The sequence below is a fragment of the Streptomyces sp. NPDC090119 genome (genome assembly GCF_044747085.1).
Lineage (GTDB): Bacteria > Actinomycetota > Actinomycetes > Streptomycetales > Streptomycetaceae > Streptomyces.
Window position 1 is genome coordinate 1 of the sequence record NZ_JBIVDK010000005.1, and the last position, 11,894, is coordinate 11,894.

Annotated in this window: 13 protein-coding genes; 2 read left to right on the forward strand and 11 right to left on the reverse strand. The window is 71.9% G+C overall.

What is annotated here, in order from left to right; genetic code table 11:
- On the forward strand, positions 1-192 hold a 192-nt coding region (locus ACIPPM_RS21410), incomplete at its 5' end, for a hypothetical protein (protein ID WP_401450169.1).
- A 292-nt stretch (positions 193-484) separates the two neighbouring features.
- Here ACIPPM_RS21410 and proC read toward each other — a convergent pair.
- The 7 genes from proC to ACIPPM_RS21445 all read right to left on the reverse strand — a co-directional run bounded on the left by proC (position 485) and on the right by ACIPPM_RS21445 (position 5,112).
- On the reverse strand, positions 485-1,297 hold the full coding sequence (gene proC, locus ACIPPM_RS21415; RefSeq protein ID WP_401450172.1) for a pyrroline-5-carboxylate reductase: 813 nt from the start codon (positions 1,295-1,297) through the stop codon (positions 485-487).
- A 62-nt stretch (positions 1,298-1,359) separates the two neighbouring features.
- Positions 1,360-2,133: an ABC transporter permease gene (locus tag ACIPPM_RS21420; RefSeq protein WP_401450175.1), complete on the reverse strand. Its 774-nt coding sequence runs from the start codon at positions 2,131-2,133 to the stop codon at positions 1,360-1,362.
- Positions 2,130-2,918: an ABC transporter ATP-binding protein gene (locus ACIPPM_RS21425; RefSeq protein WP_401450178.1), complete on the reverse strand. Its 789-nt coding sequence runs from the start codon at positions 2,916-2,918 to the stop codon at positions 2,130-2,132. The genes ACIPPM_RS21420 and ACIPPM_RS21425 overlap by 4 nt, the downstream gene beginning before the upstream one ends.
- A 115-nt stretch (positions 2,919-3,033) precedes the next feature.
- Positions 3,034-3,840, reverse strand: a complete 807-nt coding sequence (locus tag ACIPPM_RS21430; RefSeq protein WP_401450180.1) for a class I SAM-dependent methyltransferase — start codon at positions 3,838-3,840, stop codon at positions 3,034-3,036.
- An 81-nt stretch (positions 3,841-3,921) separates the two neighbouring features.
- Complete coding sequence (locus ACIPPM_RS21435; protein WP_401450183.1) at positions 3,922-4,434, reverse strand: EamA/RhaT family transporter; 513 nt, start codon at positions 4,432-4,434, stop codon at positions 3,922-3,924.
- A gap of 45 nt (positions 4,435-4,479) precedes the next feature.
- On the reverse strand, positions 4,480-4,782 hold the full coding sequence (locus ACIPPM_RS21440; protein WP_401450185.1) for a peptidase: 303 nt from the start codon (positions 4,780-4,782) through the stop codon (positions 4,480-4,482).
- An 84-nt stretch (positions 4,783-4,866) separates the two neighbouring features.
- Positions 4,867-5,112, reverse strand: a complete 246-nt coding sequence (locus ACIPPM_RS21445; RefSeq protein WP_401450188.1) for a peptidase — start codon at positions 5,110-5,112, stop codon at positions 4,867-4,869.
- Between the two features lie 183 nt (positions 5,113-5,295).
- Between ACIPPM_RS21445 and ACIPPM_RS21450 the strand changes: the two genes are divergently transcribed.
- Positions 5,296-7,395: a serine/threonine-protein kinase gene (locus tag ACIPPM_RS21450; protein WP_401450190.1), complete on the forward strand. Its 2,100-nt coding sequence runs from the start codon at positions 5,296-5,298 to the stop codon at positions 7,393-7,395.
- Positions 7,396-7,441: 46 nt separating this feature from the next.
- On the opposite strand, the gene ilvD is transcribed toward ACIPPM_RS21450, so the two are convergent.
- The 4 genes from ilvD to ACIPPM_RS21470 all read right to left on the reverse strand — a co-directional run bounded on the left by ilvD (position 7,442) and on the right by ACIPPM_RS21470 (position 11,862).
- Entirely contained in the window at positions 7,442-9,295 is a 1,854-nt protein-coding gene (gene ilvD / locus ACIPPM_RS21455) for a dihydroxy-acid dehydratase (RefSeq protein WP_401450192.1), read from the reverse strand.
- 138 nt (positions 9,296-9,433) lie between these two features.
- Positions 9,434-10,039 carry a TetR family transcriptional regulator gene (locus ACIPPM_RS21460; RefSeq protein WP_401450194.1) on the reverse strand — a complete coding sequence of 202 codons (606 nt, stop codon included), beginning with the start codon at positions 10,037-10,039 and terminating at the stop codon, positions 9,434-9,436.
- Positions 10,036-10,848: a sugar phosphate isomerase/epimerase family protein gene (locus tag ACIPPM_RS21465; RefSeq protein WP_401450196.1), complete on the reverse strand. Its 813-nt coding sequence runs from the start codon at positions 10,846-10,848 to the stop codon at positions 10,036-10,038. The genes ACIPPM_RS21460 and ACIPPM_RS21465 overlap by 4 nt, the downstream gene beginning before the upstream one ends.
- An 81-nt stretch (positions 10,849-10,929) precedes the next feature.
- Positions 10,930-11,862 (reverse strand): Ppx/GppA family phosphatase, encoded by a 933-nt coding sequence (locus tag ACIPPM_RS21470; protein WP_401450198.1) that lies wholly within the window; start codon positions 11,860-11,862, stop codon positions 10,930-10,932.
- Positions 11,863-11,894 lie beyond the last annotated feature (32 nt).

Here is an 11,894-nt window from a genome sequence, read left to right on the forward strand (position 1 = left end):
ACGCTGTTGAGTTCTCAAGGAACGGTCGCTTCCTTTGTACTCACCCTCTCGGGCTTTCCTCCGGGCTTCCCTTCGGTGTTTCCGACTCTATCAGATCGTTTCCGTTCCGATTTCCTCGGTGCTTTCCAGTTCTTCGCTTTCGCGTTTCCCTTTCCGGCGGTTCCGACTCTATCAGATCTTTTCGGCGTCTGATTCCCAGTCAGAGGGGGTTGTCTTCCCGGCCCGCTGGGCCGTTCCGACGAGTGAGACTTTAGCGGATTCCCGGCCCCCGAGCTAATCGGGGGCCGCGTCCTTTCGAACGCGGATTCCTCATTTCGCAAATGCGCACCAGAGCATGCGACAGTTAAGTGTCGATGAGTAGATGGCCTTGCGAGATGGCTGTCCGGGGACCGACCGGAGTCGGCGCTCACGTCGGACAACTCGGAGAACACTACGCATCTGCCGAGGGGGTGTCAACCCCCTCCAGCAAAGATCTTGAGCAGGGTCAGTCCTTCTTGCCGGAGGCCAGCTCACGGCTGCGGTCGCGGGCCGCTTCCAGTGCCGCGATGAGGGCGGCCCGTACCCCGTGGTTCTCCAGCTCGCGGATGGCGTTGATGGTCGTACCGGCGGGCGAGGTGACGTTCTCGCGGAGCTTCACCGGGTGCTCGCCGCTGTCGCGGAGCATCGTGGCGGCGCCGATCGCGGACTGCACGATCAGCTCGTGGGCCTTGTCGCGGGGCAGGCCGAGCAGGATGCCCGCGTCCGTCATGGCCTCGACCAGGTAGAAGAAGTACGCCGGGCCCGATCCGGAGAGCGCGGTGCAGGCGTCCTGCTGACCCTCGGGGACGCGGAGGGTCTGCCCCACCGCGCCGAAGATCTCCTCGGCGGTGGCGACGTGCTCCTCCGTCGCGTGGCTGCCCGGCGAGATGACGGACATGGCCTCGTCGACCAGGGCCGGGGTGTTCGTCATGACGCGGACGACCGGGGTGCCCTCGGCGAGGCGCTCCTCGAAGAACGCGGTGGGGATGCCCGCGGCGCCGCTGATGATCAGGCGGTCGGCGGGGACGTGCGGGGCGAGTTCGTCGAGCAGGGCGCCCATGTCCTGCGGCTTGACCGTGAGGATCAGGGTGTCGGCGCTCTTGGCGGCCTCGGTGTTGCTGACCGGGGTGACTCCGTGCCGGGCGCGGAGCTCCTCGGCCCGTTCCGGACGGCGGGCGGTGACCAGGAGGTCGGCGGGCGCCCAGCCGCCCCGGATCATCCCGCTGAGCAGGGCTTCGCCGATCTTGCCGGTGCCGAGGACTGCGACTTTCTGGCTCATGCGGTTCATCCTCGCACCGGCGATACGGCGGGCGGGGGGATTGTCCGGTGGGCGGACGGCCTTCAGTCGGTGCGGCGGCGCAGGGTGGCCGCGCCGAGGGCGAGGACCAGGAGCGCGCATCCGGCGACGATCAGGACGTCCCGGACGAAGGCCGAGGTCAGGTCGGTGTGGTGGAGGACCTCGTTCATGCCGTCGACGGCGTAGGACATGGGCAGTACGTCGGAGACGGCCTCCAATAGAGGGTGCATGTCCGCGCGGGGCGTGAAGAGGCCGCACAGGAGGAGCTGAGGGAAGATCACCGCCGGCATGAACTGGACCGCCTGGAACTCCGAGGCGGCGAATGCCGAGACGAAGAGACCGAGGGCGGTGCCGAGCAGGGCGTCCAGGAGGGCGACCAGCAGGAGCAGCCAGGGTGAGCCGGTGACGTCCAGGCCGAGGAGCCAGACGGCGAGACCGGTGGCGAGCGCGGACTGGACGACGGCCACGGTGCCGAAGGCGAGGGCGTATCCGGCGATGAGGTCGGCCTTGCCCAGGGGCATGGCGAGGAGGCGTTCGAGGGTGCCGGAGGTGCGTTCGCGCAGGGTGGCGATGGAGGTCACCAGGAACATCGTGATCAGCGGGAAGATGCCGAGCAGTGAGGCGCCGATGTCGTCGAAGGTGCGCGGGCTGGCGTCGAAGACGTAGCGCAGCAGGACGAGCATCAGGCAGGGGACGAGGAGCATCAGCGCGATGGTCCTCGGGTCGTGGCGGAGCTGGCGCAGGACGCGGGCCGCGGTGGCGGTGGTGCGGGCGGTGTTGAACGCGGCGATGGGGGCGGCCGGGGTCGTCGTGCTCATCGGGTCGGCTCCTTGGTGCGGTCGTCCGCTTCGTCGACGAGGCGCAGGAAGGCGGCCTCCACGGTGTCGGTGGAGGTGCGGGTGCGCAGGTTCTCGGGAGTGTCGTCGGCGAGGACGCGTCCTTCGCGCATGAGGAGAAGGCGGTGGCAGCGCTCGGCCTCGTCCATGACGTGGGAGGAGACGAGGAGGGTGGTGCCGCGGTCGGCGAGGTCGTGGAAGAGGTTCCACAGGTCGCGGCGGAGGACGGGGTCGAGGCCGACGGTCGGTTCGTCCAGGACGAGCAGGTCGGGGGTGCCGAGGAGGGCGACGGCCAGGGAGACGCGGCTGCGCTGGCCGCCGGAGAGGGTGCCCGCGAGGGCGTCGGCGTGGGTGGTGAGGTCGACGTCGGCGATGGCGCGGGTGACGTGTGCGCGACGGCGGTCGGCGGCGGCGCGGCCCGGGTCGAGGATCGCGGCGAAGTAGTCGAGGTTCTGCTCGACGGTGAGGTCGTCGTAGACCGAGGGGGCCTGGGTGACGTAGCCGATGCGGCTGCGCAGGGTGGGGTGGCCGGCGGGGCTGCCGAGGACGTCGAGGGTGCCGGTGACCTTGGCCTGGGTGCCGGTGATGGAGCGGATCAGGGTGGACTTGCCGCAGCCGGAGGGGCCGAGCAGACCGGTGATCCGGCCGCGGGGGACGGTGAAGCGGAGGTCGCTCAGGACGGTGCGGGTGCCGCGTACGACGGTGAGGCCGGCGGCGCGGACGGCGTCGGGTGCCGTCGGCTGAGGTGGCTCGGGCACATTATTCATCACGTGATGAATAATGTGCCCGAGCCGGAGCGCCGTCAAGGGGTGCCGTCAACGGGCCGTGTCAGGGTCGGGCCGGTTCGGCTCAGGGGCGGGTCAGGGTCGGCTCCGGGGCTGGTCAGGGGCGGGTCGGGGGTTCCGGGGTGGTGGCGACGAGCAGAACCACTTCGTACGTCTCCTCGACCAGGCCGTCGGGGAAGACCTTGATCAGGTGGGCTCGCTCGGCGTCGAAGAACTCGGCCCGGGCGGCCTCGGGGGCGAGGAGGAAAGCGGAATGACTGCCGATGTTGGCCAGGTGGGTATCGAGCGGTACGCGGCGGCTCCAGTGGACCGAGCGGCGGGTGAAGCGGAGTCGGCCGCTGGGATCGGCGGTGGAGACGCGGTCGGCGGCCTTGTGCTGTTCGGTGTGCACGGGCAGGCCGAAGAAGCGGGCGGTGCGCGCGGCGGCCGCGGCGATCCAGTCGACGTCGGTGGCCTCGGTGTTCCACCACAGCGCGAGCGCGCCACCGGGCCGCAGCACGCGCAGCGCCTCCGGCACCGAGCGGGCCGGATCGGTCCAGTGCCATGCCTGGGCGTAGGTGACGAGGTCGGCGTGGGCGTCGGCCACGGGAAGGGCGTCGCCGCTGCCCCGGACCAGGGGGAGGTGCGGGTTCCGGCGGCGGAACTCGGCGGCCATGCCCGCGCCCGGCTCGACGGCGAGCACCTCGGCGCCCCGCTCGTGCAGCAGCGCGCTGGCGATACCGGTGCCCGCACCCACGTCCACGGCCCGGGTACCGGCGAGGGGGCGCCCGGCGAGTTCCTCGATGGTGTCGAAGAGTGCGGGCGGATAGGAGGGCCGGTTCTCGGCGTACTGGGCCGCGGCCGCGTTGAAGGAGTGGGCGCGAGCGCTGGTGGTCGGCTCGGTGGGGGCCTCGGGTGCGGTCATGCCGACCATGGTGCGCGGCGTGGGGTGGGTGGGGACAGGGGTGTCGTGCCGGAGCCCTCGGTACCGCCGTCGCGGTCGGTCTCAGCGCTTCTTGCGGGCCGCCTTCGCGGGGTTGCCCGTGCGCCGGGAGTGGGTGCGCTCGTACTCCGCGCGGGCGGTGTCGTACTCGGCGCGGTGCAGCTTCTCGCCGGGCGCCTCCGTCAGGGAGCGGGCGGACCAGGCGAGGAGGGTGCCGACGAAGCCGATGGCGAGCAGGCCGCGCAGGCGTGCCTGGCGCTCGGGATCGGTGCGGCGGCCGAAGTTGTCCCAGGTGTTGCGGAAGGCGAGCGCGCTGCACACCGCGAACATGGCGATGACCAGCAAGGTCACGTAGGAACCGGTGCCGGCGATCTGGAGGCCCTGGTAGGCGAGGCGCAGGATCAGGCAGGAGACCGCGGCCGCGACGAGGGCGCCGACGGCGACGGCCGCGCGGCGGGCCGCGTAGCCGCCGGTGTGGTCCACCCAGGACGTGCCGAAGAAGCGGAGGGGTTCGGGGCGGGGGCCGCCGCCCGTGGAGCCCGCCGGGATCGCGTTGGTGCCGGTCTCGTCGCTCACGCGTCGATTATGGCTCCGGCGGCCGACGGGCTCCGGGCCGGGGCGTCAGGCGCAGCGGACGGCCACGTAGCCGTCACTGCCGGTGTGTACATAGGCGTCCGAGACGAACTCGCCGGAGCCGATGTTGTCCCAGATGTTCGAGGTGCCGTAATAGCCGCTCACCGTGGTGCCCGTCGTCTGACAGGAGATCGTCACGGATGAGCCAGCGGGCAGCACGCGGACGACGCCGTAGCCGGTGCCGGGGCCGCTGCGGACGTCCAGGCTGACGCCCGGGGCCACCGGATATCTGCCCGCCGAGGCCGTCGCCGGAGCGGACGGCGCCGCATCCGCCTGGGCCGGAACACCCATCACGAGGAGGAGAGCTCCCGCGGCACCTGCGAACAGGGCGGATCTGCGGCGTGGGGAAGTCATGTCGTTGCCTTTCCGATGGGTTCAGCCGCAGCGGCCGGCCACGTAGCCGTCGCTGCCGGTGTGCACGTAGGCGTCCGAGACGAACTCGCCGGGTGCGATGTTGTCCCAGATGTTCGAGGTGCCGTAGTAGCCGGTGACGGTGGTGCCCGGGGCCTGGCAGTTGATGCTGACCTGGGCGCCCTCGGGGAGGGCGCGGACGAGTGCGTAACCGGTGCCAGGGCCGCTGCGGACGTTCAGCCGGACGCCCGGGGCGACGGAGTAGGACAAGGTCTACCTCCCCCATGGCGCCCTCGGCAGGTGCGGGGCGCCGGTGATTCTTTCAGTAACGACGCTTCTCCGCACAGGAGTTCGGAGAGCATGCGCGGAGGGTAGCAAGCGTCCTGCGGTGTCGTACGGGCGATCGACTAGGCTCCGAGCGACGCGCGCGGACGAACAGCACGGGGGTGGTCCATGGCGCCACGGAGCAGCTCCGGACCCGGTGCGGAACCGGAACTTCCGGAGTACGCCGGTCACTACCGTCTGGAGTCATGGCTCGGGTCGGGCGGCATGGGTGTGGTGCACCTGGCTCGCAGTGGTTCCGGGATGCGGCTGGCAGTGAAGGTGGTGCACGCCGAGTTCGCGCGGGACGACGAGTTCAGGGGGCGGTTCCAGCAGGAGGTGGCGGCGGCCCGGCGGGTCAGCGGTGCTTTCACGGCGCCGGTGGTGGACGCCGATCCGGAGGCCGATCGGCCCTGGATGGCGACGCTGTTCATCCCGGGCCCCACCCTCGCCGAAGAGGTGAAGCGGAACGGCCCGATGGCGCCCGGCGACGTACGACGGCTGATGGCCGGGCTTGCGGAGGCGCTGCGGGACATCCACCGGGTCGGGGTGGTGCACCGTGATCTCAAACCGGGGAACGTGCTGCTCGCCGAGGACGGCCCGAAGGTCATCGACTTCGGTATTTCGCGTCCCAAGGACAGTGAACTGCGGACCGAGACGGGCAAGTTGATCGGGACGCCGCCGTTCATGGCGCCCGAGCAGTTCCGTCGGCCGCGTGAGGTGGGCCCGGCGGCCGACGTGTTCGCCCTCGGTTCGGTGATCGTGCACGCGGCAGCCGGGCGCGGTCCGTTCGACTCCGACAGTCCCTATGTCGTCGCTTATCAAGTGGTGCACGACGAGCCGGACCTGACCGGGGTCCCGGCCGGCCTCGTTCCGCTGGTGCGGCGTTGCCTGGCGAAGGAGCCCGAGGACCGGCCCACACCCGACGAGATCATGAGCGCGCTGCGGTCGGTGGCGGCGTCGTACGACACTCAGGCCTTCATACCGGCTCAGCGGGACGTGTCCCCGGCCGAGGAGGCCGAGGTGCCCGGCGACGGGGCGGCGGGGCGTCCGCGGCGGTGGACGCGCGGCCGGGTCGCGCTCGCGACGGGCGCGCTTGTGCTGACCGGGGGCGCGGGGATCGCCGCGGCGCACTGGCCCGGTGGTGAGCAGGCGGCACCCCGGGTGCGTCCGGTGGCCACCGGGGACCGAGTGACCGAGTGGCGGTCGACGACGCTCACCAGGGGCACCGGCACGCCCCGATGCGTCCACGGCGAGGGCGAGTTGCTGTGCGCCGCGCCGGGGACGGCGGTCGGACTCGATCCGCGTGACGGCACGGTGAGGTGGCGGCGCTCTTTCGCGGGGGCCGTGTGGAGCGATCCGCCGGTCCTGTCGGCCGGGCTGCTTCAACTGCGCGACCAGGAAGGGCGGGTGACGGCACTCGACCCGTCCTCGGGCGAAGTCCGGCTGCACCGGCGGCTGCCGCGGGACACCGGGGCTCTGTACGCGGACGGCACCCAGCTGGTGAGCGACACGGAAGGGCGGATCACCGGGGTGGACAGCGCCTCGGGGCGGACGGTGTGGCAGCACACCCTGCGGGAGAAGGGCTCGCCGCGCCTCGATGCCTTCGGCACGGCCACCGGGGGTGTCACCGCGTATGCGACGGCTGTCTCCGCCGACGGGAGCGGTACGCGGGTCACCGCGCTCGATCCGGCGACAGGGACGGAGCGTTGGAGCGCGCGGATGTCCGGTGCCCTCCAACCGGTGGGCATGGACGGCCGGTTCGTCTATTTCCTTGCCGCCGATCCGGTCGACGGTGACACCGAGGCGGTGGTCCGCTACACGGTGAAGTCCGGTGCGGTACGCCGCGTGCCGCTCCCGGCCGTCTCCCACGGCGCGCAGGCCGTCGTCCGGGACGGGGTGGTGTACCTGCTCGCCACCGGCGGTGGGCTCGACGCCGTGGACACGCTTGCCGGTGAGCGGCTCTGGCACCTGGAGACCTCGGTGAGCTGGGGTTCGCGGCCGGTCACCGACGGCAGACATCTGTACTTCTCCGCCGCCGACGGCCGACTGCTCGCCGTGGATGCCCGCCGTGGCAGCCTCACCGGGCAGACACCGCCGCGCTTCGGGACCCGTACGGACCAGGTGTCGGTGGGGCCTCCGGCGCCGGTGCTCGCGCGGGGCTCGGTGTACGCGGCTGCTCCCGACGGCACGGTGTTCGCCCGGGACACGCGCGATCCGTCCAGCTGGTGAAACACGAAGGGGCCGGGATGTCCCGGCCCCTTCCGCCGCTTGCGGGTCAGCCCAGGAGGGTCACGTCGCGGACGGCGCCCTTGTCGGCGCTGGTGGCCATGGCCGCGTAGGCGCGCAGGGCGGTGGAGACCTTGCGGGTGCGGTCGACGGGGGCGTAGACGCCGTTCAGTTCGCTGTCGCGGCGGGCGAGTTCGGCGTCGTCCACCAGGAGTGCGATGGTGCGGTTCGGGATGTCGATGCGGATGCGGTCGCCGTCCCGGACGAGGGCGATGGTGCCGCCGGAGGCCGCTTCGGGGGAGGCGTGGCCGATGGAGAGGCCGGAGGTGCCGCCGGAGAAGCGGCCGTCGGTGATCAGGGCGCAGGTCTTCCCGAGGCCGCGGCCCTTGAGGTACGAGGTCGGGTAGAGCATCTCCTGCATGCCGGGGCCGCCCTTGGGGCCCTCGTAGCGGATGACGACCACGTCGCCGTCCTTGACCTCCTGGGTCAGGATGCGCTGGACGGCCTCCTCCTGGGACTCGCAGACCACGGCCGGGCCCTCGAAGGTCCACACCGACTCGTCGACGCCCGCGGTCTTCACCACGCAGCCATCGACGGCGAGGTTGCCCTTGAGGACGGCGAGGCCGCCGTCCTTGGAGTAGGCGTGCTCGGCGGAGCGGATGCAGCCGCCCTCGGCGTCGTCGTCGAGGGAGGCCCAGCGCTCGGACTGGGAGAAGGCCTCGGCGGAGCGGACGCAGCCGGGGGCGGCGTGCCACAGTTCGACGGCCTCGGCGGACGGGGAGCCGCCGCGCACGTCCCAGGTCTTGAGCCAGTCGGCGAGGGACGGGCTGTGGACGGAGGTGACGTCCTCGTTGAGCAGGCCCGCGCGGTGCAGTTCGCCGAGGAGGGCGGGGATGCCGCCGGCGCGGTGCACGTCCTCCATGTAGTAGGTGCGGTCCTTCGCCACGTTGGGCGCGACCTTGGCCAGGCACGGGACGCGCCGGGAGACGGCGTCGATCTCGGGCAGGCCGAAGGGGACGCCCGCCTCCTGGGCGGCGGCCAGCAGGTGCAGGATCGTGTTGGTGGAGCCGCCCATGGCGATGTCCAGCGCCATCGCGTTCTCGAAGGCCGCGAAGGAGGCGACGGAGCGGGGCAGGACGGTGTCGTCGTCCTGCTCGTAGTAGCGGCGCGTGATGTCCATGACCGTGCGGGCCGCGTTCTCGTACAGGGCGCGGCGGGCGGTGTGGGTGGCGAGGACGGAGCCGTTGCCGGGGAGGGAGAGGCCCATGGCCTCGGTGAGGCAGTTCATCGAGTTGGCGGTGAACATGCCGGAACAGCTGCCGCAGGTGGGGCAGGCGTTCTCCTCGATGCGGAGGATGTCCTCGTCGGAGATCTTGTCGTTGACGGCGTCGGAGATCGCGTCGACCAGGTCCAGGGTGCGCACGGTGCCGTCGACCAGGGTGGCGCGGCCGGACTCCATGGGCCCGCCGGAGACGAAGACGGTCGGGATGTTCAGGCGCAGCGCGGCCATCAGCATGCCCGGCGTGATCTTGTCGCAGTTGGAGATGCAGACCAGGGCGTCGGCGCAGTGGGCCTCGACCATGTACTCCACGGAGTCCGCGATCAGGTCGCGGGAGGGCAGGGAGTAGAGCATGCCGCCGTGGCCCATGGCGATGCCGTCGTCCACGGCGATGGTGTTGAACTCGCGCGGGATGCCGCCCGCCTCCCGGATCGCCTCGCTGACGATGCGGCCGACCGGCTGCAGGTGGGTGTGGCCGGGGACGAACTCGGTGAAGGAGTTGGCAACCGCGATGACGGGCTTGCGGCCGATGTCCGCGCCGGGTACACCCGAGGCGCGCATAAGGGCGCGGGCGCCCGCCATGTTGCGGCCGTGGGTGACTGTGCGGGACCTCAGCTCGGGCATCGTCGCTCGCTCCTTCTGAGAAGACGGGGTCAGACAGGCTTCTGACTGTTGCCGAGCGTACGCCGGTCATCCACGGGGCGGGACGAACTGTCCGGAATGCGGGACGGACGTCTTACCGAGCCCCCGTCTCCCCCGCTCTCACTCCCCCGTGAGGTGTCCCTGCACCACCGGTGCCAGCCGGGCCACGATCCGCTCCAGGTCGGCCGAGGCCAGCGGCTCCACCTTGATCACGTACCGCAGCATGGCCGTGCCGACCAGCTGCGCGGCGGCCAGCTCGACGCGCAGCTCGGCGTCCGGCACGTCGAGGCGCCCGGCGATGCGGCGCAGCAGCTGGGCGGCGATCAGGCGGCGGAAGACGGCTGCGGCGGTGTCGTTGTTGACGGCGGAGCGGACGATGGCCAGCAGCGGGGTGCGGGTGGCGGGGTTCTCCCAGACGCCCAGCACGAACCGGGTCAGCCGCTCCCCCACGGTCTCCAGCGGCTCCTCGGCGATCGCGTCCGGCGCGGCGAGGGCGGGGGCGAAGGCGACCGAGACGGCGGCTTCGAAGACCTGTTCCTTGGTGCCGAAGTAGTGGTGGACGAGGGCGGAGTCGACGCCCGCGGCCTTGGCGATGCCGCGTACGGAGGTCTTGTCGTAGCCGCGTTCGGAGAACTCCTCGCGGGCGGCGCCGAGGATGCGGTCGCGGGTGTCGCCGGACTCGGCGCGCGGGGGCCGTCCCCGGCGCCGGGGGGTGGGTTCGGTCACGGCCGGGGTACCCCGGCGCCCGCCGCGAGGTGGTGGCGGGTGAAGGCGAGTGCCTCGGCGAGGTCGGCCTCGCGTTCGGCGCTGGACATGGCCCGCCGGGTGTTGACCTCGATGACGACATGGCCGTCGAAGCCGGTGCGGGTGAGGCGGTCCAGCAGTTCGGCGCAGGGCTGCGTGCCGCGGCCGGGGACGAGGTGCTCGTCCTTGGCGGAGCCGCGCCCGTCGGCGAGGTGGACGTGGCCGAGCCGGTCGCCCATGCGGTCGATCATGCCGAGGGCGTCGGTGCGGGCGGTCGCGGTGTGGCTGAGGTCGATCGTGAAGTGCCGGTAGTCGTCCTTGGTGACGTCCCACTCGGGGGCGTAGGCGAGCATCTCGCGGTCGCGGTAGCGCCAGGGGTACATGTTCTCGACGGCGAACCGGACGTCGGTCTCGTCGGCCATGCGCCAGATGCCGTCGACGAACTCGCGGGCGTACTGCCGCTGCCAGCGGAAGGGCGGGTGGACGACGACGGTGGAGGCGCCCAGCTTCTCGGCGGCCGACCGGGCGCGGCGCAGCTTGGTCCAGGGGTCGGTGGACCAGACCCGCTGGGTGATCAGCAGGCAGGGCGCGTGCACGGCGAGGATGGGCACGCCGTGGTGGTCGGAGAGGCGGCGCAGGGCCTCGATGTCCTGGCTGACGGGGTCGGTCCACACCATGACCTCGACGCCGTCGTAGCCGAGGCGCGCGGCGATCTCGAAGGCGGTCGACGTCGACTCCGGGTAGACCGAGGCCGTCGACAGGGCGACCTTCACGTCCCTTGGTTCAGCCACGGAGACACCTTACGGGGTGGGGTACGGGGGACGAGGGGTGTCTCCGGGCCGGTGTGAGCTTCGCCATCGAGGGCCGCGCCCTCACGCCGATCCCATGTGGTCCAGGCGTCGCAGGATGACGCCCTCGCGCAGCGCCCACGGGCAGATCTCCAGGCTCTCCACGCCGAACAGGTCCATCGCGCCCTCGGCGACCAGCGCCCCGGCGAGGATCTGCCCGGCCCGGCCCTCGGAGACGCCGGGGAGTTCGGCGCGCTGCGCCGCGGTCATCGCGGCGAGCCGGGGCACCCATGCCTCCAGCGATTCACGTTTCAGCTCGCGTTGCACGTAGAGACCGTCGGCGTCCCGCGCGGCGCCCGCGATCCGGGCGAGCTGCTTGAAGGTCTTGGAGGTGGCGACGACATGGTCGGGCGCGCCGAAGCGGCTGAACTCGCCGACGGTACGGGCGATCTCCGCGCGCGCGTGGCGGCGCAGCGCGCGTACCTCCTCGGCGGCAGGCGGGTCCTGGCGAAGCCAGCCCGCGGTGAGGCGGCCCGCGCCGAGCGGCAGGGAGGCGGCCGCGTCCGGTTCCTCGTCGATGCCGTAGGCGATCTCCAGCGAGCCGCCGCCGATGTCCAGGACGAGCAGCTTGCCCGCGGACCAGCCGAACCAGCGGCGGACGGCGAGGAAGGTGAGCCGCGCCTCCTCGGCGCCGCTGAGCACCTGGAGGCGGACGCCGGTCTCCTCGGCCACGCGCGCGAGGACGTCGTCGGCGTTGCGGGCCTCGCGCACGGCGGAGGTGGCGAACGGCAGCAGGTCCTCGACGCCCTTGTCCTCGGCGGCCTGGAGCGCGTCCCGTACGACGGCGACGAGGCTTTCGATGCCCTCGTCGCCGATCGCGCCGCTGTCGTCGAGGAGTTGGGCGAGCCGTAGGTCGGCCTTGTGGGAGTGGGCGGGCAGCGGGCGGGCGCCGGGGTGGGCGTCCACCACCAGCAGATGCACCGTGTTCGAGCCCACGTCCAGGACACCGAGTCTCATGGACGAAACGCTACTGCCAGAACCCCGGTGCG